21 protein-coding genes are annotated in these 20755 nt (G+C 68.6%); 17 read left to right on the top strand and 4 right to left on the bottom strand.

Features of this window, described 5'->3' with window-relative positions; genetic code table 11:
• Positions 1–108 precede the first annotated feature (108 nt).
• Genes CSEG_RS12420 through CSEG_RS12395 form a run of 6 tightly spaced genes read left to right on the top strand, consistent with a single transcriptional unit; the run spans position 109 to position 6873 of the window.
• Positions 109–1578, top strand: a complete 1470-nt coding sequence (locus tag CSEG_RS12420) for an amidohydrolase (protein ID WP_013079583.1) — start codon at positions 109–111, stop codon at positions 1576–1578.
• Entirely contained in the window at positions 1575–2867 is a 1293-nt protein-coding gene (locus tag CSEG_RS12415) for an amidohydrolase family protein (protein ID WP_013079582.1), read from the top strand. The genes CSEG_RS12420 and CSEG_RS12415 overlap by 4 nt, the downstream gene beginning before the upstream one ends.
• The gene (locus CSEG_RS12410) at positions 2851–3981 is read left to right on the top strand and encodes an amino acid ABC transporter substrate-binding protein (RefSeq protein ID WP_013079581.1); all 1131 of its coding nucleotides are present in this window, start codon (positions 2851–2853) and stop codon (positions 3979–3981) included. The genes CSEG_RS12415 and CSEG_RS12410 overlap by 17 nt, the downstream gene beginning before the upstream one ends.
• Positions 3978–5114: an ABC transporter permease subunit gene (locus CSEG_RS12405; RefSeq protein WP_013079580.1), complete on the top strand. Its 1137-nt coding sequence runs from the start codon at positions 3978–3980 to the stop codon at positions 5112–5114. Before CSEG_RS12410 ends, CSEG_RS12405 begins: the two co-directional genes overlap by 4 nt.
• Positions 5111–6139 carry an amino acid ABC transporter permease gene (locus CSEG_RS12400; RefSeq protein WP_013079579.1) on the top strand — a complete coding sequence of 343 codons (1029 nt, stop codon included), beginning with the start codon at positions 5111–5113 and terminating at the stop codon, positions 6137–6139. Before CSEG_RS12405 ends, CSEG_RS12400 begins: the two co-directional genes overlap by 4 nt.
• Positions 6136–6873, top strand: a complete 738-nt coding sequence (locus CSEG_RS12395; RefSeq protein ID WP_013079578.1) for an amino acid ABC transporter ATP-binding protein — start codon at positions 6136–6138, stop codon at positions 6871–6873. The genes CSEG_RS12400 and CSEG_RS12395 overlap by 4 nt, the downstream gene beginning before the upstream one ends.
• A gap of 14 nt (positions 6874–6887) precedes the next feature.
• On the opposite strand, the gene CSEG_RS12390 is transcribed toward CSEG_RS12395, so the two are convergent.
• Positions 6888–7523, bottom strand: coding sequence for an RNA polymerase sigma factor (locus tag CSEG_RS12390; protein WP_157038992.1), 636 nt, complete (start codon positions 7521–7523; stop codon positions 6888–6890).
• Between the two features lie 496 nt (positions 7524–8019).
• Between CSEG_RS12390 and CSEG_RS12385 the strand changes: the two genes are divergently transcribed.
• Positions 8020–9096 (top strand): PLP-dependent cysteine synthase family protein, encoded by a 1077-nt coding sequence (locus tag CSEG_RS12385; protein ID WP_013079576.1) that lies wholly within the window; start codon positions 8020–8022, stop codon positions 9094–9096.
• Here the strand turns inward: CSEG_RS12385 and CSEG_RS12380 are convergent.
• Positions 9093–9356 carry a hypothetical protein gene (locus CSEG_RS12380; RefSeq protein ID WP_013079575.1) on the bottom strand — a complete coding sequence of 88 codons (264 nt, stop codon included), beginning with the start codon at positions 9354–9356 and terminating at the stop codon, positions 9093–9095. The genes CSEG_RS12385 and CSEG_RS12380 overlap by 4 nt on opposite strands.
• Positions 9357–9489: 133 nt before the next feature.
• Between CSEG_RS12380 and CSEG_RS12375 the strand changes: the two genes are divergently transcribed.
• The 10 genes from CSEG_RS12375 to CSEG_RS21600 all read left to right on the top strand — a co-directional run bounded on the left by CSEG_RS12375 (position 9490) and on the right by CSEG_RS21600 (position 16270).
• Positions 9490–9816 carry an ArsR/SmtB family transcription factor gene (locus CSEG_RS12375; protein ID WP_013079574.1) on the top strand — a complete coding sequence of 109 codons (327 nt, stop codon included), beginning with the start codon at positions 9490–9492 and terminating at the stop codon, positions 9814–9816.
• 58 nt (positions 9817–9874) lie between these two features.
• Entirely contained in the window at positions 9875–10615 is a 741-nt protein-coding gene (gene arsH / locus CSEG_RS12370; protein WP_013079573.1) for an arsenical resistance protein ArsH, read from the top strand.
• Positions 10612–11106, top strand: coding sequence for an arsinothricin resistance N-acetyltransferase ArsN1 family A (locus tag CSEG_RS12365; protein WP_013079572.1), 495 nt, complete (start codon positions 10612–10614; stop codon positions 11104–11106). The genes arsH and CSEG_RS12365 overlap by 4 nt, the downstream gene beginning before the upstream one ends.
• Positions 11103–12263 (top strand): MFS transporter, encoded by a 1161-nt coding sequence (locus CSEG_RS12360; protein ID WP_013079571.1) that lies wholly within the window; start codon positions 11103–11105, stop codon positions 12261–12263. Before CSEG_RS12365 ends, CSEG_RS12360 begins: the two co-directional genes overlap by 4 nt.
• A gap of 70 nt (positions 12264–12333) precedes the next feature.
• On the top strand, positions 12334–12708 hold the full coding sequence (locus CSEG_RS12355; RefSeq protein WP_013079570.1) for an ArsR/SmtB family transcription factor: 375 nt from the start codon (positions 12334–12336) through the stop codon (positions 12706–12708).
• On the top strand, positions 12705–13238 hold the full coding sequence (locus CSEG_RS12350; RefSeq protein ID WP_013079569.1) for an arsenate reductase ArsC: 534 nt from the start codon (positions 12705–12707) through the stop codon (positions 13236–13238). The genes CSEG_RS12355 and CSEG_RS12350 overlap by 4 nt, the downstream gene beginning before the upstream one ends.
• 27 nt (positions 13239–13265) lie before the next feature.
• A complete protein-coding gene (gene arsB, locus CSEG_RS12345) occupies positions 13266–14336 on the top strand; it encodes an ACR3 family arsenite efflux transporter (RefSeq protein WP_013079568.1) in 1071 nt (356 codons plus the stop codon).
• 11 nt (positions 14337–14347) lie between these two features.
• Complete coding sequence (arsC, locus tag CSEG_RS12340) at positions 14348–14773, top strand: arsenate reductase (glutaredoxin) (RefSeq protein WP_013079567.1); 426 nt, start codon at positions 14348–14350, stop codon at positions 14771–14773.
• A gap of 93 nt (positions 14774–14866) precedes the next feature.
• On the top strand, positions 14867–15271 hold the full coding sequence (locus tag CSEG_RS12335; protein WP_013079566.1) for an OsmC family protein: 405 nt from the start codon (positions 14867–14869) through the stop codon (positions 15269–15271).
• 126 nt (positions 15272–15397) lie between these two features.
• Complete coding sequence (locus CSEG_RS21600) at positions 15398–16270, top strand: DUF2939 domain-containing protein (protein ID WP_013079565.1); 873 nt, start codon at positions 15398–15400, stop codon at positions 16268–16270.
• Between the two features lie 293 nt (positions 16271–16563).
• Here the strand turns inward: CSEG_RS21600 and CSEG_RS12325 are convergent, their stop codons facing one another.
• Together CSEG_RS12325 and CSEG_RS12320 are read right to left on the bottom strand one after the other, a co-directional pair.
• Positions 16564–17781 carry a histidine-type phosphatase gene (locus tag CSEG_RS12325; RefSeq protein WP_013079564.1) on the bottom strand — a complete coding sequence of 406 codons (1218 nt, stop codon included), beginning with the start codon at positions 17779–17781 and terminating at the stop codon, positions 16564–16566.
• Between the two features lie 95 nt (positions 17782–17876).
• Complete coding sequence (locus tag CSEG_RS12320) at positions 17877–20681, bottom strand: TonB-dependent receptor (protein ID WP_013079563.1); 2805 nt, start codon at positions 20679–20681, stop codon at positions 17877–17879.
• Positions 20682–20755 lie beyond the last annotated feature (74 nt).

Below are 20755 nucleotides of genomic sequence, written 5' to 3'. Positions count from 1 at the left end.
GCCTCGGCCCGCCGGACGCCCTCTGCCCAGGGCGCCCGGCGGGCGCCCACCGTTTCGCCTCTCTCTTTTGATCAAGGACCGCCCGCGTCGGCGGCGTCAGGAGACCCCGTGTCAAACCCGTCGAGACTGGCCAGCGCGGCGGCGCGGCCCCGCCGCGTGCCCTGGCTGGCGCTGAGCGCCACCCTGCTGCTGGCCGCCTGCGCCACGACCCCGCCGCCCAAGCCCCAGGCCGAAGCCGCCCCGCGCCCGGCCGCCCCGCCGCCCAAGGGCCTGGTCCCGGCCCGCGATGCCTATCCGAGCACCTACAAGGTCGCGGCCTCGGGTCTGACGGCCATCGTCAACGCCAACATCTACACCGGGACGGGCCAGAAGATCCTCGGCGGCATGGTGGTGTTCGACGCCGGCAAGATCGTCTCGGTCGGGCCCGCCGCCGCGCCGCCGGCCGGGGCCAAGCTGATCGACGCCAAGGGCCGCTGGGTCACCCCCGGCCTGATCGACGCCCACTCCCACCTTGGGGTGTTTCCGGCCCCGGCCGTGACCGGCCAGGTCGACGTCAACGAGAACATCGACCCCAACACCGGCTATGTCTGGGCCGAGCACAGCGTCTGGCCCCAGGACGCGGGGTTCGAGCGGGCCCGGGCCGGCGGCGTCACCAGCCTGCTGATCCTGCCCGGCTCGGCCAATCTCTTCGGCGGCCGCACCGTGGCCCTGAAGAACGTCCCGGCCGTCACCGTCCAGGCCATGAAGTTCCCCGGCGCGCCCTACGGCCTGAAGATGGCCTGCGGCGAAAACCCCAAGGGCCGCTACGGCGCGCGCGGCCGCACCCCGGCCACCCGCATGGGCAATGTCGCCGGCTATCGCCGCGGCTGGATCGAGGCGGCCGACTACGGCAAGCGCTGGGCCGCCTACGATAAGAAGGCCGCCAAGGGGGAAGGGGGCGAGCCGCCCAAGCGCGACCTGACGCTCGACACCCTGTCGGGGGCCCTGACCGGCGAGCTCCTGGTGCAGAACCACTGCTACCGGGCCGACGAGATGGCCAACCTGATCGATGTCTCCCACGAGTTCGGCTACCACATCACCGCCTTCCACCACGCGGTCGAGGCCTACAAGATCGCCCCGCTGCTGGCCCGCGAGGGCATCTGCGCGGCCGTCTGGTCGGGCCGCTGGGGCTTTAAGATGGAGGCCTATGACGGCATCGAGGAAAACGCCGCCCTCCTGACCAAGGCCGGGGTCTGCGTCTCGCTGCACTCGGACGATCCCAACATCATCCAGCGCCTCAACCGCGAGGCCGCCGTCGCCCAGGCCGCCGGCCGCCGCGCCGGCATCGACATCCCCGACGCCGTCGCCATCCAGTGGATCACGCTCAACTCCGCCAAGATCATGGGCGTGGCCGACCGCACGGGGTCTCTCGAGCCCGGCAAGATGGCCGACATCGTGCTGTGGAGCGCCGATCCCTTGAGCATCTACGCGCTCGCGGATCTCGTGTTCATCGACGGCGCCGTCGAATTCGACCGCCAGGCCCCGCGCCGTCCTTCCGACTTCGAGCTCGGCCAAAACCGCGGAGACCTCGCCCAATGAAGCCGATCGTTCCCCTGCTGGCCGGCCTCTTCGCCGCCTCCGCGCTCTCCACGTCGGCCTTGGCCGAGCCCGCCACGGCCATCATCCACGCGCGCCTCTTGACCATGGGGCCGGTCGGCGAGATCGCCGATGGCACGGTGATCCTCCGCGACGGCAAGATCCTCGCGGTCGGCAAGGGCCTGGCCCCACCGGCCGGGTCCCAGGTCATCGACGCCAAGGGCGCGATCGTCACCCCCGGCCTTTTCGCGCCCAACACGGTCCTGGGCGTGCGCGAGGTCAATTCGGTCAAGGGGACCGATGACGCCAAGAGTTCGTCCTCCGACCTCGGCGCGGCCTTCGATCCGCAATATGGCCTCAACCCCGACACCACCCTCGTGCCCGTCGCGCGGCTGGGCGGCGTCACCCGCGCCATCGTCGTGCCGGCCCCGGGCGGCGACGGCGAGGGCGGCGGCGCCGACGACGGCGATGGGGCGCTGTTCGACGGCCAGGTCCTGGCCATCCGCCTGGCCGGCGATCTGCTGGTCAAGCCGCGCCTGGCCGTGGCCATGCGCTTTGGCGAGAACGGCGCGGGCGGCTCGCGCGGGGCCGAGATCGGCCTGCTGCGCGCCCGCCTCGAGGAAGTGCGCCTCTACAAGCAAAACCGCGCCGCCTATGATCGCGGCGAGCTGCGCGATCTGAAGCTGTCGCGCCAGGATCTCGAAGCCCTGATCCCGGTCGTCGAGGGGCGCGAGCCGCTGTTGGTCACCGTCCACCGCGCCGCCGACATCCGCCAGGTGCTGGCCTTCGCCCGCGAGCAGCGCCTGAAGGTGATCCTCAACGGCGCCGAGGAGGGCTGGCGGGTGGCCGGCGAGATCGCCGCGGCCAAGGTCCCGGTGATCCTCAACGCCACCGCCGACCTGCCACGCAGCTTCGAGATCGTCGGGGCCAGCCTGCAGAACGCCGCCAAGCTGCGCGCCGCCGGCGTCGAGATCGCCATCGTCAGCCCCGATCCGGCCCACCGGGTTCGCGAGCTGCGTTACGAGGCCGGCTCGGCCGTGGCCCAGGGCCTGCCCTACGCCGCGGCCCTGGAGGCGATCACCATCGCCCCGGCCCGGATCTTCGGCCTGGCCGATCAGCTGGGCTCGCTGGCGCCGGGCAAGGCCGGCGACCTGGTGATCTGGGACGGCGACCCGCTCGCGCCGCGCAGCCTGCCGACCGCCATCTATGTCGATGGGATCGCCCAGCCGCTGCGCTCGCGAGCGCTCGATCTGCGCGATCGCTACGAGAGCGGCGATGGCGCGCCGCGCTAAGGGGCTGGCGGCGCGGGTCGCCGCCGGCCTGCTCGCCGGCCCGCTCGTCGGCCTTCTGGCCGGTTGCGGTGATCCGGGCAGCGCCGTCGACGGCCCGCCGCCCAAGGCGGTCGGGGTCGAGGGCGCGCCGGTGGCGCTGGCCGCCGCCGGGGCCGGGCAGGGACGGACCCTGGCCGCCGTCCGCGCCCGCGGCTATCTGGTCTGCGGCGTCCAGCAGGGGCTGATCGGCTTTGCCTATGCCGACAACACCGGCCGCTGGCGCGGCTTCGACACCGATTTTTGCCGGGCCACCGCCGCGGCGATCTTCGGCCGCGCCGAGGCCGCGCGCTTTACGCCGACCTCCTCGACCGAGCGCCTGACCGTGCTGCAGGCCGGCGAGGTCGACGTCCTGTGGCGCAACACCTCGGCGACCTTCTCGCGCGACGCCAAGTTCGATTTTTCGGGGGTCAACTATTACGACGGCCAGGCCTTCCTGGTTCGCAAGGCGCTGGGCGTGGCCCACGCGGCGCAGCTGAACGGGGCGCGGATCTGCATCCAGACCGGCTCGACCAGCGAGATGAATCTCACCGACTATTTTAGGGCCCACAAGCTCACCTACGAGCCGGTGGTGTTCGACACCGAGGACAAGGCCCGCGCCGCCTATGGCCGCGAGCAGTGCGACGTCTATACCGCCGACCTCTCCAACCTCGCCGCCGCCCGCGCCACCCTGGCCCGGCCTGGCGACCACCTGATCCTGCCCGAGGTGATCTCCAAGGAGCCGCTGGGGCCGGTGGTGCGCCAGGGCGACGACGCCTGGGGCAATGTCGTGCGCTGGACGCTGAACGCCATGATCCTGGCCGAGGAGCTGGGGGTGACCTCGGCCAATGTCGAGGCCCTGCGCGCCCGCAGCGACAATCCCGAGATCCGCCGCCTGCTCGGGGCCGAGCCCGGCTATGGGGCGATGATCGGCCTCTCCGACGACTTTGCTTTCCAGATCATCAGACAGGTCGGCAACTATGGCGAGGTCTTCGCCCGCAACCTGGGGCCCGCGACGCCCCTGAAGATCGAGCGCGGCCTCAACGCCCTGTGGAACGCCAGCCCGCCGGGCCTCCTCTACGCCCCGCCGATGCGATGAGCCGCCCGCCCGCCGTCCCGCTCACCCGCCAGCGCCTGGCCAGCCTCGCCTGGCAGGGCCTGGCCCTGGCCGCCGTCCTCGCCCTCTTGGCGCTGCTGGCCCGCAACGGCGCGGCCAATCTGCGCGCCAGCGGCCTGGCCTCGGGCTTTGACTTCCTGGGCCGGGCCGCCGGTTTCGACATCGCCGAGACGCCGATCGCCTATTCGCCGCGCGACAGCAACGCCAAGGTCTTGCTGGTCGGAGCGCTGAACACCCTGAAGGTCACGGGGCTGGGCGCGACCCTGGCCAGCCTGCTGGGCCTGGCCTTTGGCGTGGCCCTGCGGGCCAGGTCCGGACCGGTGCGGATCCTGGCCCAGGGCTATGTCGAGCTCTTTCGCAACATCCCGCTGCCGGTGCTGCTCCTGGTGCTCTACAGCCTGCTGGCCATGGCCCCGCCGCCCCGCGCCGCGCTCGATCTCTTCGGGCTTGGCTTTGTCAGCAATCGCGGTCTCTACCTGCCGCGCCTCGACTGGCGGTGGGGAGGGGGCGGGGCGCTGGCCGGAGCGGCCCTGGCGCTGGCGGCCCTGGTCGCCATCTGGCGCCGGGCCCCCAGCCGCCGCGCGGCCCAGGTGCTGAGCTTTGGCTGGCTGGGCTTTTGTGGACTGGGCCTCGTCCTGTCGGTCTCGGGCCTGGAGGTTCCTCGCGCCCAGGGCTTTGGTTTCGTCGGTGGCCAGGTCGTCTCGCCGCCGCTGCTCGCCCTGGTCGGGGGCCTTGGTCTCTATACCGGCGGCTATATCGCCGAGGTCGTGCGCGGGGCCCTGGCGGCGATCGCTCCTGGCCAGGCCGAGGCCGCCCAGGCGCTGGGGCTCTCGCCGATCCAGACCCTGATGCTGATCACCTTGCCGCAGGCCCTGCGGGTGGCCGCCCCGCCGCTGGCCAGCCAGTATCTGAATCTCGCCAAGAACGCCTCCCTCGCCATCATCGTCGGCTATCCCGATCTCGTCGCCCTGCTGGGCGGCACGGTGCTCAACCAGACCGGCCAGGCGATCGAGACCCTGGGCCTGATCCTGGTCTTCTACCTGGCGCTCAGCCTGTCGATCAGCGGCCTGATCAACCTGTGGGCCGCGCGCCAGGCGCGCTGGGCGGTGCGATGAGCCGCGTCGGCCGCGGGCATCCCTGGCGCCGCTGGGCGGTCTGGGCGCTGGTCGCCGCGCTCGCCGTGGTGCTGGCCGGACCGGCCCTGCGCTGGTTGATCCTCGACGCCACATGGACCGGCGACAGTCGCGCGGCCTGCGATCCGGCCGGGGCGTGCTGGGCGATGATCACCGCCCGCGCCCCGCAGATCCTGATCGGCTTCTATCCGCCGGGCCACGGGGGCCGCGTCCTGCTCGCCGTGCTGGCCCTGGCGGCCGGGCTTTCGCCGCTCGCCCTGCCGCGCCGCGCTGGATTGGTCCTCGTCACCGCCCCGCTGGGGGCCGTGGTATGTCTCGTCCTCATGGGCGGGGCGCGGCTGCTGCCCAGCGTGCCCAGCGCCTATTGGGGAGGCCTCGCCCTCAACCTGATCGTCGGCGCCGTCTGCGCCATCTTCGCCCTGCCGCTCGGCGTGCTGCTGGGTCTGGCCCGCCAGAGCCGGTTGCCGCTCATCCGCCTGCTGGCCAGCGCCTATGTCGAGACCGCGCGCGCCGCGCCGCTGATCGTGGTGCTGTTCGCCGCCGCGGTGCTGGGACCGCTGCTGCTGCCGTCGGCCCTGCCGCTCGACAAGCTTGGCCGGGCCATGGTCGCCATCACCCTGTTCGAGGCCGCCTACATGGCCGAGGCCGTGCGCGGCGGCCTGATGGCCGTGCCCCAGGGCCAGCGCGAGGCGGCCCGGGCCTTGGGCCTTGGCCCGCTGCGGGCCCTGGTCGACGTCGTTCTCCCCCAGGCCCTGCGCACGGCGACCCCGGCCCTGGTCAACAGCTTCATCGGCCTGCTGAAGGACACCAGCCTGCTCTATGTGATCGGCGTCCTCGACATCACCGGCGTGCTGCGCAACGCCGTCAGCGACTTTGCCTGGCAGGGGCTCGAGCCAGAGGCCTACATCTTCGTGGGCCTGTCGTTCTGGCTCCTGTGCTTTGGCCTGTCGCGCGCGGCCGCCGCCTTGGAGCGCCGCCTTCAAACCGCTCCCCGGAGTCCCGCATGAGCCAGGCGATGATCGAGATCGAAAATCTCCAGAAGTGGTACGGCGACCAGCCGGTGCTGCGGGGCCTTAATCTGAGCGTCGCCGCCGGCGAGAAGGTCGTGGTCCTGGGGCCCTCCGGCTCGGGCAAGTCGACCCTGATCCGCGCGATCAATGGCCTGGAGCCGCATCAGGCCGGGACCATCCGCGTCGATGGCCAGGACCTCTCGGCCAGCGGGCGGGAAGGGGCCGGCGCCCGCCGCGCCAGTGGCATGGTCTTCCAGGCTTTCAATCTCTTTCCGCATCTGACCGTGCTCGAAAACTGCGTCCTGGCCCCGATGCGGGTCCTGGGCCTCTCGCGCGCCGAGGCCAGGGATCGGGCCATGACCCTGCTGGAGCGGGTGCGCATCGCCGGTCATGCCGACAAGTACCCGGTTCAGCTCTCGGGCGGCCAGCAGCAGCGCGCCGCCATCGCCCGGGCCCTGGCCATGGCCCCCAAGGTCATGCTGTTCGACGAGCCGACCTCGGCGCTCGATCCGGAAATGGTCGGCGAGGTGCTGGAGGTCATGCGGGGTCTGGCCGCCTCGGGCATGACCATGATCGTCGTCACCCATGAGATGGGCTTTGCCCGCGACGTCGCCGACCGGGTGATCTTCATGGACGAGGGCAAGATCCTCGAGGCCGGCCCGCCGGCCCGTTTCTTCGAAGACCCGCGCGAGGCGCGCACCCGCGCCTTCCTGGGCCAGCTTAGGGCCTGAGCGCGGGACCCGCGCTAGCTGAGGCGCGGGGCCGAGGCGATCGCCAGGCGGCGCTGGCGCGCGCCGGCGCCCCAGGCCTCGCCGAACGCCTCGTCCTCGTCATGGAGCTGGGCCGACAGCGCGTTGAGGCCGCGGGTGATGTGCTTTTCGACGGCGCTCGTGGAGATGCCATGGCGGGCGGCCACGGCCTTGAGGCTCTGGCCCTCGACCCGCACGGCCAGCAGGATCTCGCGGGTGCGGTCGGGCAGCTGGGCGAGGGCCTCGCGGGCCGCGGCCATCTCCTGGCGCGCCTGCAGGATGCGGATCGGCGAGAGCTCGTCGCGCGGATGGGTCTCGGGCGACAGCTCGCAGTGGTGCTGGACGCAGCGCGAGCGGTTGCGGCGATAGAGATCCACCAGGGTCGTGCGGACCACCTGGTAGAAATAGCGCTTGGGAAAGCGGATGTCCCAGCGGCCGTCGCGGGTGTGCAGCTTCAACATCACGTCCTGGATGACGTCGTCGATCTCGCTGCTGTCGAGCCGCCGCGCCAGATAGCTCCTCAGTTCAGGCGCGAAGCGCCAGAAGTAATCGGCCGGACTTGTGGTCAAAAGGCTGTCGAGTGCGGCGGCATTGGCCATGTACTCGTGAGCCGGTGCTGCGGTCTGCGACAATTTCAAACGCCCCCAGTACGCTCGTCGATCGTGTAACTAATCTCAAAGTTGTCGTTGTCGTCTGTTGCGCGCTGCCCCCTGATCTGCGGTCGTCTCAAGGTTCCAGCCACGCCTCACCGTCATGAAACTGTTCCATAGCCCCGGCTGTGATGTCTTCCCAAACTGGTCCGGGTGATCACCCGTCTGGTGGAGAAAATTTGGCGATCGCGCGGATGCGTGGGTTTTTCTGCGAAGCGCGGCGTTTGGAGTGAGAATCTGAGTGGCGTGAGCCCTTCGCCGAAACCGGGTGTCCTAGCGACTGATTGCTCAGTGGCGATCTATCAAGCGTCGACGTATTGGGAGAAAGACACCGTGTGAGCGCCATTTCGTGGGAAAATCGGTGAAGACTTTTGATGGCGCGATCGGCAGGTTTGGCGGCCTTGGCGCGAAGAGCGCGGAAGGCGCGCGCGCCGACCCGCCGCCGCGCCCTGGTCATGTCCTAAGCAGGGTTCTTGTCATGCTCGCGGGTTCGATCGGCCTGGCCGCCTCCCACCGTTTCGCCACCCCGCCGCAGGCCTCGCCGGGCCGCGGCTGCGACCAGGCCCTGGCCGCGCTGGGCGCCATGGCGGGGCTGGTCGGCCGCACGCCGCTCCTGGCCATCGACCTGACCTGGCGCGGGCGGGCGGCCACGGTCTACGCCAAGGCCGAGCTCTATAACCTGACCGGCAGCATCAAGGACCGCATGGCCTGCAGCATTATCGGCGCGGCCTATGAGCGGCGGGAACTGGCGCCAGGCCAGGAGATCGTCGAGGCCACCAGCGGCAACGCCGGCATCGCCCTGGCCGCGCTGGGCCGGGCCTTGGGTCACCCGGTGACCATCTTCATGCCCGACTGGATGAGCCTGGAGCGCCGCGCGCTCCTGACCAGCCACGGGGCGACCATCCGTCTGGTCTCCAAGGCCGAGGGCGGCTTCGTCGGCTCGGTGGCGATGGCCGAGGCCTATGCCCGCGCCAAGGGCGCGTTCCTGTCGCGCCAGTTCGCCAATGACGACAACTGGCGGGCCCACTATCACGGCACCGCCGAGGAACTGCTGACCCAGATGGCCGCCCATCGCCTGGCGCCCGACGCCTTCGTCGCCGGGGTCGGGACCGGCGGCACGGTGATGGGCTTTGGCCGTCTGTTCCGCGACCGGGGCCTGGCCGCCGCCGTCCATCCGGTCGAGCCGGCCGAGTCGCCGACCCTGTCGACCGGCCACAAGGTCGGCCATCACCGCATCCAGGGCGTCTCCGACGAATTCATTCCCGACATTGTCAAGCTGAACGAACTGGCCCCGGTGATCGCCGTCCACGACGGCGACGCGATCCTGATGGCCCAGAAGGTCGCCCAGCAGCTAGGCCTGGGCGTGGGCATCTCCAGCGGCGCCAATCTGCTGGCCGCCATCAAGGTGCTGCAAGAGCGGCCCGACGCGCGCGTCGCCACCGTGCTGTGCGACAACCACGCCCGCTATCTCTCCACGGCCCTGGCTCAGGAAGAGCCGGTGCGCGAGGGCTACCTGACCCCCGAGGTCGAGCTGCTCGGCTGGCGGGCGCTCTAGCCGCGGGACAGGGGGTCTGGCGGCGTGGACTGTTCGCTCAAGCTGAACGGCCGCGGCGCGGGCCACAGGCAGGCGCCCGCGTCGGTCAGGTCCGCGCCCGCCGCGCGCAGCGCCGCGATGCGCGTGGCGTCGATCTCCAGAACCTGGAGGAGGACGTCCCAGGAGCTGAGTGGGCGCCATTGCAGCACGAGGTGGGCCTCCTCGGCGGTCAGGCCGACGGCGAGCAGGTCCGGCCAGGGCTGGGTGTTGAGATCGATCACGCCTTAGAGGACGCGCGCCGCGGTACGACGTTCCCGCGCCGTGTTGAATTGGCCGCGCCGTTGCCGTCGCCGCACGGTCTCCGGGCCGTCGCGCGGCTTGACATCACGATATTCCTAGAAATATCGTGATGTCATGTCGTCGCTTACTGAAGATGGCGCCGCCGCCGGCCTGTCGGCCCTGGGAAGTCCCGTTCGCCTGCGCGTCTTTCGGCTGCTGGTGCGGGCCGGCGACGAGGGGGCCAATGTCACCGACCTCGTGCGGCTGAGCCAAATCCCGCCCTCGACCCTGGCCCATCACCTGGCGGCCCTGTCGCGCGCCGGCCTGGTGCGGCAGGAGAAGCGCGGCCGGGAGCTGATCTGCACGGCCGACTATGGGCGGGTAAACGCTCTGGCCGCCTACCTGACCGAAAACTGTTGCGCGGGCCTGGGCTTGGGTTGCGCGCAAGACAGCGCCGCCTGAGTTTTTTGGCCTGACGCCACCACCTCTCTAGAGATTTCGTGATGAAGGGACCCGCCGTTTGACCGACTTTCCCGCCCTGAGCCCGGCCTTCGCCGATCGGCCCAGTATCGCCAAGCTCGAGCCGGCCAAGGTCTCGACCCATCCGCCGCGCATCCTGCTGCTCTATGGGTCGCTGCGCGAGCGCTCGTTTAGCAAGCTTCTGGTGCTCGAGGCCCAGCGCCTGCTCGAGGCGATGGGCGCCGAGACCCGGGTCTTCGATCCGGCCGGCCTGCCGCTGCCCGACGCCACCCCCGCCGATCATCCCAAGGTCCAGGAACTGCGGGCGCTTTCGGAGTGGTCCGAGGGGCAGGTCTGGTGCAGTCCCGAGCGCCACGGGGCGATCACCGGGATCATGAAGGCCCAGATCGACTGGATTCCGCTGGAGATAGGCAGCGTGCGGCCAACCCAGGGCAAGACCCTGGCGGTCATGCAGGTCAGCGGCGGCTCGCAATCGTTCAACGCCGTCAACACCCTGCGCCTGCTGGGCCGCTGGATGCGGATGATCACCATCCCCAATCAGTCCTCGGTGGCGATGGCCTACAAGGAGTTCGACGAGAACGATCGCATGAAGCCGTCGAGCTATTACGACCGGGTCGTCGACGTCATGGAGGAGCTTTACAAATTCACCCTGCTGACCCGCGACCGGTCCGACTACCTGGTCGACCGCTATAGCGAGCGCAAGGCGGCGGGGCGGGAAACGCACGAGCATCTGCTCGGCGCCAAGGCCATGGAGCACGAAGCCGCGAAGGTCGTCGCGTGAGCGAGCTTGTCGCGCGGCCGGCGACCTTGGCTGACGCCCCGGCCATGGCCAGGATCTATAACCAGGGCATCGAGGACCGCATCGCCACCTTCGAGACCAGCCCGCGCGGCGTCGAGGCGGTCGAGGCGTGGCTCGCCAGCGGCCTGCCGGTGGTGGTGGTCGTCGACGCGGCGCAGAACGTCGTCGGCTACGCGGCGACCTTCGCCTATTCGGATCGCTGCTGCTACGCCGGCATCGCCGAGTTCTCGGTCTATGTCGACCGTGGCCATCGCGGGACGGGAGTGGGCAAGCACGCCCTGGCCGCCCTGATCGAAGCGGCCAAGGCTCAGGGCCTGCATAAGCTTCTCTCGCGCGTCTTCGTCGAAAACAGCGCCAGCCTTGGCCTTCTGCGCAGGCAGGGATTCCGTGAGGTCGGGGTCCATCAGCGCCATGGCCAGCTCGATGGCGTCTGGCGCGACGTGGTCGCCGTCGAGCGCCTGATCGAGGCGTGATCACCCCGCGCCGCGCGGTCCTCCAGCTGGGGGTCACCCAGACCGTGGGCTACGCCTCCAGCGCCTATCTGCCGGCGGTGCTGGCCGCGCCCATGGCCAAGACCCTGGGCCTGGCGACGCCGACGGTGTTCGCCGCCTATGCCGGCGCGCTCCTGGCGACGGTGGTGCTTGGGCCGGCGATCGGCCGGCGCGTTGATCGCCACGGCGCGCGTGGCGTGCTCGTCCTCTCCAACCTCGTCTTGGCCGCCGGTTTGATCAGTCTGGCCCTAGCCCAAGGGCCGTGGATGCTGTTTGCCGCCTGGGCGCTGATGGGTCTTGGCATGGCGCTGGGTCACTACGACGTCGCCTTCGCCGGTCTGGTGGGCTGGTTTGGCGCGGCCGCGCGCGGGCCGATCACCGGCGTGACCCTGATCGCCGGCTTCGCCAGCACCATCGGCTGGCCGTTGACCGCCTCTGTCGCCGACCATCACGGCTGGCGCGCGGCGTGTCTGCTGTGGGCAGGCGCTCAGTTGGCCCTGGCCCTGCCGCTGCACCTTACCTTGCCCTCGGGACCTGGAGACGTCGGCGAGCCGACCGATCGCCCGCCGCTGGCCCCCGCCAATCCGCCCCTTGTAGCGGTGCTGCTGCTGGCCAGCGCCTTCGCGGCGATGAGCGCGGTCGGCGCGGCGCTGGGCGCTCAGCTGCCGCTGCTGCTGAAGGGGCTGGGCGCCACGCCAGGCCAGGCGCTCGCCGCGGCCGCCCTGGTCGGGCCGGCCCAGGTCTTGGCGCGACTGGCCGAATGGGGCCTGGCCCGGCGGCTGCACCCGCTGAACGCCGCCCGCATCGCCGTCCTGCTTTTGCCGATCGGCGCGGGCCTGACCCTGGTGGGCGGCCCCGTGGGCCTGATGGCGCTGGCCGCGCTCTATGGGGCGGGCAACGGGCTCTTCACGATCGCCCGTGGCAGCGCGCCGCTGGCGCTGTTTGGGCCGGGCGGTTACGGCGCGCGCCTGGGGCTGATCGCCATGCCGGGGCGGCTGACCCAGGCGCTGGCCCCGTTCGCCTTCGCCCTGGTGATGGGGATCTCGCCAATCGTCGCCCTGACCGCCGCCTGCCTGGCCTGCCTCACGGCCCTGGCGCTGATGGCGCCGCTGTCGACCCGTTGGGCAGAGACCGTCTAAGACCGTTTGATCGCTCCGACTAAGGCGGGCGTGTCATTGAACTTTCTTATTATTCGAGTATGTTCGAATTATGGAATCGAAAGCCGCCGTCACCGCGCTCAGCGCCCTGGCCCACGAAGGGCGCCTGGCCATCTTCCGCCTGCTGGTCAAAACCGGGCAGGGCGGCATGGCCGCCGGCGAGATCGCCCGCACCACCGGCATCATCCCCAACACCCTGTCCTCGGGGCTCAATATCCTCAGCCACGCCGGCTTGATCGACTCGCGGCGCGAGGGCCGCTCGATCATCTACACCGCCCGCTATGGCGCGATGACGCAGCTTCTGGCCTTCCTGATGGACGACTGCTGCGGCGGCGCCCCGGAGGTCTGCGCCCCGCTCAGCGACATCCTGGCCCGCGCCGCCGACTGCGACGGGACCTGCCTTGCGCCCCTGGAGACGACGCCATGACCGCCCAGACCCGCCCCTACAATGTGCTCTTCCTCTGCACCCATAATTCGGCGCGATCGATTATGGCTGAGTGCATCATGAACCGGGTCGGGGCCGGGCGCTTCGTCGCCTATTCCGCCGGCTCCATGGCCAGTGGCGAGGTCAATCCGCACGCCATCAGCCTCCTTAAGCGCCTGAACTACAAGACCGATGACTTGCGCTCCAAGGGCTGGGAAGAGTTCTCGCTGGAGAGCAATCCGGGCGCCCCCGAGCTCGATTTCGTGTTCACCGTCTGCGACAACGCCGCCGGCGAGGTCTGCCCGATCTGGCCCGGCCAGCCGATGAGCGCCCATTGGGGGATCCCCAACCCCGGCGACGCCGGCGGTTCGGAGGCCGAGATCGCCCTGGCCTTCGCCGAGGCCTATCGCCAGCTCAACAGCCGCATCACGCTCTTTTGCGCCTTGCCGATGGCTTCGCTCGACCGCCTGTCGCTGCAAAAGCGCCTCGACGAGATCGGCAAGTCGGTCGCCCCCGACGAGAGCGCCGCCTAGTCTTCCGCCGCCCGACCAGGATCCTGGATGTCCATCTTTGAACGTTACCTCACCGTGTGGGTGGGGCTTTGCATCGTCGCCGGCGTCGCGCTGGGGCATGTCTTCGCGCCGGTCTTCCATCTGATCGCCGCGGCCGAGATCGCTAAGGTCAACCTGCCGATGGCGGCCCTGATCTGGCTGATGATCATCCCGATGCTGATCAAGGTCGACTTCGCGGCCCTGGGCCAGGTCGCCCGCCATTGGCGCGGGATCTCGGTGACCCTGCTGATCAACTGGCTGGTTAAGCCGTTCGGGATGGCGTTGCTGGGCTGGATCTTCATCAGCCAGCTCTTTAGGCCCTATCTGCCGGCCGACCAGATCGACAGCTACATCGCCGGCCTGATCCTGCTGGCCGCCGCGCCCTGCACGGCCATGGTCTTTGTCTGGAGCAACCTGACCAAGGGCGAGCCGAACTTCACCCTCAGCCAAGTGGCGCTGAACGACAGCATCATGGTCGTGGCCTTCGCGCCGATCGTCGGCCTGCTGCTCGGGCTCTCGGCGATCACGGTGCCTTGGTCGACCCTGACCCTATCGGTCGGGCTCTACATCATCGTGCCGGTCCTGGCCGCGCAGTTGATCCGCAAGGCGCTGCTGGCCAAGGGCGAGGCGGCCTTAAGTCGCTTCATGGCGGTGATGCAGCCGCTGTCGATCGTGGCGCTGCTGGCGACCCTGGTCATGCTGTTTGGCTTCCAGGGCGAGCAGATCCTCAAGCAGCCGCTGGTCATTGCCCTGCTGGCCGTGCCGATCCTGATCCAGGTCTATGTCAATTCAGGCCTGGCTTATCTGCTCAACCGCTTGAGCGGCGAGGCCCATTGCGTGGCCGGGCCTTCGGCCCTGATCGGGGCCAGCAACTTCTTCGAACTGGCGGTCGCCGCCGCCATCAGTCTCTTTGGCTTCCAGTCGGGCGCGGCGCTGGCGACGGTGGTCGGCGTGCTGATCGAGGTGCCGGTGATGCTCTCGATCGTGGCGATCGTGAACGCCTCCAAGCCCTGGTACGAGCGCGGCCAGGCCGTGCGCAAGGTCGCCGCCGCGCGCGGCGACACCCCCTTCAAAGCGTAGGACCGTGACCCGTGAGCGACTCTGATTTCCCGGTGGTGATCTACCACAACCCCAACTGCGGCACGTCGCGTAACGTCCTGGCGATGATCCGCGCCGCCGGCTACGAGCCTAAGGTCATCGAATACCTGCGGACCGGCTGGACCCACGATCAGCTGCAAGACCTCGCCAAGGAGGCGGGCCTGTCGTTCCACCAGCTCATGCGCACGCGCGGCACGCCGGCCGAAGAGCTTGGATTGACGGCCGAGGGCGTCAGCGAGGCGAAGATCCTCGAGGCCATGATCGCTCACCCGATCCTGGTCAACCGTCCGCTGGTGGTCACGCCGCGCGGCGTCAAGCTCTGCCGGCCGTCGGAGGTGGTGTTCGATCTCCTCGATCGTCACCCCGACAGTTTCACCAAGGAAGATGGCGAGGTCGTCGACCTGTCGGCGCGGCCCTAAAGGCGACCCAGGAGCGGGGAGGGCGCGTTTTGCGCTCGATCATGGACGTGGTTCGGCGCGGGGCTAGTCTCCGCGCAAACGAGGAGGACGCCCATGCTTGAGTATCGCGTTACGGCCCGACGCGTGGATCAGCACGGCTCCGTGGCGGAAGCCAAGGCGGCCGAGGTGGTGCTCGACACCGATCTGGCGGGTCGCCAGGACGCCTTCAATCCCGCCGAACTCTTTCTCGCCGCGATCGCCGCCTGCATGATCAAGGGCATCGAGCGGGTCACGCCCATGCTCGACTTCGATCTTCGCGGGGTCGAGGTGCGGCTGCACGCCGTGCGCCAGGACAGCCCGCCACTGATCGTTTCGGTGGACTACGTTCTGATCGTCGACACCGATGAGAGCGACCAGCGGCTGGAGCTGCTTCATAAGAACGTGCGCAAGTACGGCACCATCTCCAATACAGTCGCGCTCGCCACCAAGCTGGAAGGGGTCATCCAGGCTCGACGGTGAGGGATCTGCACGAGAACCGCTTTTGCCGGCCCTCTGGAGGCGACGCCGAGACAGCTGGAGTTCATATGGACTCGCGCCGCCTGGGGCGTCTAGCCTGACGGGATATGGGGTTGGGGAGGTCAAACGATGCGCCATGGGGGGAAGTTCGTCGCGGCCACGATTGCCTTAGCGGTCTTGATCGCCATTGGCGCTTACTTCGCCTCGCCCTATGTGGCGCTTGTCGGCCTCGTCAACGCGCTGAGAGCCGGCGACAAGGATGGCCTGGAAGAGCGCGTGGACTTTCCGGCCGTGCGCGAGCACCTGAAGGCCGAGATCACCGCCAGCTTCGTGGCCAAATTCCAGAGTGATCCTGAGCTGCAATCGAACCCGTTCGCGGGCTTGGGCTTGGCGCTGGTTCCGATGATGGCCGACAAGGCCGTTGATGCGCTCGTCACTCCGGAGGGTTTGACGCGTCTCCTGGCGCCGGAAAAGGAGGCCGATCGCGGACCGGTTTTCGGGCTGCCTAAGGACGCGGGCTACATGACGCTCGATCGCTTCCGGGTCAGCGCGCCGGCGGGACATGACAAAGCGTCGAAGATCAATCTCATCCTGCGCCGCAAGGGTCTTTTCCATTGGACGGTGACGCGCATCGAATTGCCCAAGGACGTGCTTTCCACGGAGGAGGGCGCGACGCCTTCAGCCGCGCCGGCCTCTGAGCCGCCTCAACCCGCGGAGCCGCAGGTTGCGCAGTCTCCGGAGCCGGAGCCGGAGGTCCCGGTCGCGGCGAGCGTCGCGACCAGTTCCAACGCCGTCGAGGGAGCGCCGCCGCCGGTCGCGGCCTTGATCCGCCGATGGTATGCGCAAAACGATCGTTGCCGCGGTGGCTCGGGTGATGATCCGTCGACAGCGCTGGCCTGCGATGATCGCGAGACGATCGCTGGCAAGATCGATGAACTCGGCTGGTGTTACGGTGAAAATCCAGCCCGCCAGACGGCGTGGGCGCGCTGCAATGGCCGCTAATCTAGGCCTATGGTCAAGCTGACGGTATTGTCTGCGTGCGCCTCAGTCTCAAAGGTCAATTCGCGCCAAAATGGGCGAAAATCACGGTTTTTTGAGCGATTTCTTTATTCAATAAAAACAATGGGTTAAGTGGAGCGCGTTGTGACGGTACTTTTGACGGTAACGTCGCCTAACGCATCCTAGAAAGTGATTTAAAATCAAATATTTAACCGGCTCGTTGATGATCGAGTGGGAGTAGCGGTAATATAGCACCGCATTCGCCGGATGTGCATCCGTCGCCTCAACGATATCAATTACTTAATCGGCATCATCGATGGTGCGCCGGCAGCGAGACGGCGGCGGAATTCTTCCAACGGGATAGAGTCGCGTTCATGGCCTGGTACGGCGATCGCGGGCCTCGAAACGCGCGCTCCCAGTCGCCTCAGCGTCTTTGGCGACTGCGTCTGGTAGTAGACGCGGACCGATCGGTTTCCCGTGTCGTCCACGAGGCTCATGAAGATGAGCGCGCCGCCGGGCGGAACGTCGCCCGTGGCGTAGCTAGGCGCGTCGAGGGGGACGCCCAGCGCCGCCGCCATGGCTGTGACGTTGGTGTCGTGGCCCATGAAAACGTCGACGCCGGCTCCTGGCTCGTCGAAGACCTCCAGCACGCGGTGACTCAGCGGTCCGGCCTGGCGCGCCGTCATGTAAGGCGGGCGCGTGAAGACATCGAACAGCGCGGCGTGCAGCGCGCCGAGGCGCTTCAAGGCGCTGGGCTTGACGGCGCGCCAGCTTTTTGGGCCGGGCGAGAGCCCTTCAACATATTGCAGGAGCAACACCTGCGCCGTGCCGGAAGCGTCGCGGAGGGGGCCGGTCAGGTCGATTCCGCGCCCGTCCGCCGACGGCGTGACGCCGGAGACACGGCGTGGCGAACAGGCCTTGGCCGGGCCGCAGTCCAGCACTCGGTCCAGTTCGTCGAGCGCCGGCTTGAGGCGAGCGGCCAGGCGATCGACGCCGCCCGTATAGGCCTGGATCGAGGCGATGGCGGCTGTCGGATCGAACGGGGCGACGCCCGCGCGCAGAGGCTCGAACAACGGATCGACGTCGCCTTGCGGGCGATGGCCGACGGGGGTCCCACATCCGGGCGTCAGGCCCCGGCCGAAGGCTTCGCCGCTGGCGATCGTGCGCTGGGCGGTGTTGGTCCAGATCCGCACTTTGCCCTCGGCGGGGCATCCGCGCGCGGGCAGGACCCCCAGGCCGGCCAGCCAGCGGCGGTCTGAACGCCCCAGGATCTCGAGCGCCTTGGCGCCCCGCGTCGTCAGATGTTCGGGCGGAACCGGCCAAGTCGGCCAGGGCGCGCCAGTCTTGGTGTCCAGCGGCGCCTCCCCGACGATCGGCGCGCGCACGCCGTGGCGCATGATCATGACGACGCGCTCCACGCGTGGAGAGGCGGCCTGGCCGCTGCTGGCGCAGGCCAGGACCGCGCAGGTGAGCAGCGCTTGCGCCGTCAGGTGGCGGGAGCGAAGGCCGAGCATGGGCAATTTTCCGTGGGTTCTGGTCCAAATGCGGCGATGCGCTCCTCGCGGGAGGAGCGCATCGCGTCTTCGTCGCGCCGGGGATCGTGGCGCCGTCAGAAGCTCTTCTTGAGCGTCAGAAGCGTGGTCCGGCCGGAGTCGACGACGTCCGATAGGGCCAAGCTGTTTTTGCCGATGTGTGACCAGTAGCTGTAGTTCTTCAGCAAGTTGGAGACCGACAGGTCGAGCTTGAAGCCGTTGTCGAACGCGTAGCCGACGTGCAGGTCGACGCGACGCATCGGGCGGACCCAGAGATTGTCCCACTCGCCGGGCTGGTCCAGCACGTCGTAGCCGGCCACGTAGGCGCCCGTGTAGCGGTACATCACGTCGAAGCTAAAGCCGCCCTTCTGGTAGAATAGCTGGGCGTTGGCCAGCCAGTCGGGCGCGTTCTGGATGCGGTTGTCGACGCCGTCGCCCAGGTCGACGCTGGTCCACTGGCGCGTGACGTTGAAGCCGGCGCCAAGGCCGCTCAGCAGGCCGGGCAAGTCCGAGAACTTCTGGCGCAGTTGCAGCTCCACGCCATAGACGTCGCCGTCGCCGCCGTTGTTGGGCTGGCTGATCGTGGTCTTGCCCTCGGCGTAGGTGTCGGTGTTCACCGAGCTGGAGCCGTTGTCGTACATGTAGTCCGACAGGCGCTTGTAGAAGCCGCCGATCATGGCGTAGCCGCCCTTGGTGTTGCTCCATTCGCCCGACAGGTCGAAGTTGATCGCCTTGATCGGCTTCAGGTCGGGATTGCCGCGCGTGATCGAGACGCTGCCGTCATCGCTGATCGAGCGGCGCTCGCCGCCGGCCAGCTGGATGAAGGCCGGGCGCGTATAGGAGGTCCAGACCGAGCCGCGATAGACCGCCGCGTCGCTGGGGCGCCAGGTCACGAACACGCTGGGCAGCACCTCGTTGTATTCGGTGCTGCTGGTGGCCCAGGCCCCCGTCTGCTGGCCCGTGCTGGTGGTCGGGATCGCCCAATAGAGGTTATCGATCTTGGTGTGCTCGTAGCGGATGCCGGGCGAGACCTCGACGTCGCCGAACTGGTAGTCGGCCACGGCGTAGACCGAGGCCACGGCCTCGTCGCCCTTCTGGGTGTTGCAGTTGTAGTTGTTGACTTCGTTGGAGCCGCAGGTGTCGAAGGAGGCGGCGGTCTTGTACTTGTAGAAGTACTCCAGCAGCTTGTCCTGGTTCACCTTGGGCGCGCGCCACGTGTACTTGCCCGGGAAAACAGCGTCATAGTAGCTAGTGGCGATGCCCAGGCTCTGCCAGGTCAGGCCGCCTTGGCCGATCAGATTGGCGAAGTGGTCGTTGGTCCAGTCGCGGTTGGTCACGCGCCGGTGGCTATCGACATATTTGCCGCCCAGCTTGACCCACTGCAGCGCGCCGCCTTCGAACACGCGCTTGGCGTCGAACTTGAAGCCGTACTTCTGCTGGCCGCTGTACTGCTCGGTAAGCTGGCCCGCGCGCCGCGCCAGCAGGGCGGTGTTGGCGTTGTTCAGGTCGTCGTAGATCGTGCTGGTGAACAGCGGGTAGGGCAGGTTGTCGGCGTAGCCGATCGACAGGCCGCCCAGGGGACGGTTGGAGCCGTTGTTGTACTTGTCGCTCTGATTGATCCGCACCGAGGCTTCGATGTGGTTCGGGCGGTCGTTGTTCCCTTCACTGAAGAAAACCTGCGGCGACAGCGTCCAGGCGCCCAGCGTCTTGTCGAGCCCGGCTTGCAGGGTCGCGAGATCGGCCTCTTCCGGGTTGGTCTCGTACCAGACACGGGTCGAGATCTGGTCGACGCTGAGGGCGTAGCGACCGCTGCCGGCGACGGCTTCCTTGTAGCTCTTGCTGGTGCTGACGAACTGGCTGAGCGTCGAGTTCTGCTGGGTCTTGGCGTAGGCGTAGGAGCCACGCAGATAGGCCTCCAGCGTGGCGTCCGGGCGCCAGTTCAGCGTGAAATTGCCGCCCCAGCGTTCGGTATAACCGTTCGAGACGCCGAAGTTCACGCCCGTCTGGGTGACGTTCTTTTCGGGATCCAGGCCCGGATAGCTGACGCCCGCGGCGTTGCGGACCAGATAGCTCCAGCCGCCGTCGTTCTGCGCGGCCATGACACCGGCCATCTCGCTGTTGGCGAAGTTGCGCTTGTCGTAGAACGCGCTGGCGTAGACGCCGAAGCTCTGTTCGGGGCCGAACTTCCTGGCGAGCTCCGCCGACAGGCCGCCACCCAAGCCTTGGTCGCCATAGTCGCGCGCGCGGCTCTCGACGCGGCCCGAAGCGGTGATCGAGCCGGAGAAGTCTTCACGGTAGTCGAAGGCCGACGGCGTGCGGAAATCGACCGTGCCCCCGATCGCATCGCCGTCCATGTCGGCGGTCGAAGTCTTGTTCAGCACGATGGTGTGCAGGCCCGACGGCGGCAGCAGGCTCAGTTGCACCTGGCGGCTGTAAGGCATGCCCTGCGCCACGGTCACGCCGTTGATCATGTTGACGTTGAACTCGGCGTTGAGGCCGCGGATCGAGACGAACATGCCTTCGCCGCGCGAGGCGCCGTCGATGCCGCCGAAGAACGACGAGCCGGTGTTCATCACGTTGACGCTGGGCATCATGCCCAGCGCCTCGGCGACGTTGTGCACGGCGGTGTGTTCGAGGTCCTCCGCCGACAGCACGGCGATGGCGTTGGCCGCGCGCATCTGCGTCTTGGCCGCGTCGTTGCGTTTGGCGACGATCACCAGCGAGTCGATCGTGTCGGAAGGCTCGGCCGGCGGCGCGGCCGTCTCGGCGTGTGCGCCGCTCGCCCACGCGAGGCCGAACACCCCCGCCAGGAGGGCGGCCTTGATCGACTTGCCCGTCTGCCCGCGCCGACGCTTCGCGTCTTCGCCGTTCCACTCTTCCATGATCACACCCCTGAATCGGTTCGCTGTTCGCGACGGCGGCGCTCATACGTGTGGGTTGAGACAGGGTTGTGACG

It is taken from the genome of Caulobacter segnis ATCC 21756, assembly GCF_000092285.1.
GTDB classification, from domain to species: Bacteria; Pseudomonadota; Alphaproteobacteria; order Caulobacterales; family Caulobacteraceae; genus Caulobacter; species Caulobacter segnis.
This window is presented reverse-complemented; position numbering and strand designations above follow the sequence as displayed.

What these genes read in the sequence shown, in the direction of transcription:
- CSEG_RS12415 (WP_013079582.1), top strand. Translation starts at nt 1,575, where the DNA reads ATGAAGCCGATCGTTCCCCTGCTGGCCGGCCTCTTCGCCGCCTCCGCG.
- CSEG_RS12410 (WP_013079581.1), top strand. Translation starts at nt 2,851, where the DNA reads ATGGCGCGCCGCGCTAAGGGGCTGGCGGCGCGGGTCGCCGCCGGCCTG.
- CSEG_RS12405 (WP_013079580.1), top strand. Translation starts at nt 3,978, where the DNA reads ATGAGCCGCCCGCCCGCCGTCCCGCTCACCCGCCAGCGCCTGGCCAGC.
- CSEG_RS12400 (WP_013079579.1), top strand. Translation starts at nt 5,111, where the DNA reads ATGAGCCGCGTCGGCCGCGGGCATCCCTGGCGCCGCTGGGCGGTCTGG.
- CSEG_RS12395 (WP_013079578.1), top strand. Translation starts at nt 6,136, where the DNA reads ATGAGCCAGGCGATGATCGAGATCGAAAATCTCCAGAAGTGGTACGGC.
- CSEG_RS12385 (WP_013079576.1), top strand. Translation starts at nt 8,020, where the DNA reads ATGCTCGCGGGTTCGATCGGCCTGGCCGCCTCCCACCGTTTCGCCACC.
- CSEG_RS12375 (WP_013079574.1), top strand. Translation starts at nt 9,490, where the DNA reads ATGTCGTCGCTTACTGAAGATGGCGCCGCCGCCGGCCTGTCGGCCCTG.
- CSEG_RS12355 (WP_013079570.1), top strand. Translation starts at nt 12,334, where the DNA reads ATGGAATCGAAAGCCGCCGTCACCGCGCTCAGCGCCCTGGCCCACGAA.
- CSEG_RS12350 (WP_013079569.1), top strand. Translation starts at nt 12,705, where the DNA reads ATGACCGCCCAGACCCGCCCCTACAATGTGCTCTTCCTCTGCACCCAT.
- arsB (WP_013079568.1), top strand. Translation starts at nt 13,266, where the DNA reads ATGTCCATCTTTGAACGTTACCTCACCGTGTGGGTGGGGCTTTGCATC.
- CSEG_RS12335 (WP_013079566.1), top strand. Translation starts at nt 14,867, where the DNA reads ATGCTTGAGTATCGCGTTACGGCCCGACGCGTGGATCAGCACGGCTCC.
- CSEG_RS21600 (WP_013079565.1), top strand. Translation starts at nt 15,398, where the DNA reads ATGCGCCATGGGGGGAAGTTCGTCGCGGCCACGATTGCCTTAGCGGTC.
- CSEG_RS12325 (WP_013079564.1), bottom strand. Translation starts at nt 17,781, where the DNA reads ATGCTCGGCCTTCGCTCCCGCCACCTGACGGCGCAAGCGCTGCTCACC.
- CSEG_RS12320 (WP_013079563.1), bottom strand. Translation starts at nt 20,681, where the DNA reads ATGGAAGAGTGGAACGGCGAAGACGCGAAGCGTCGGCGCGGGCAGACG.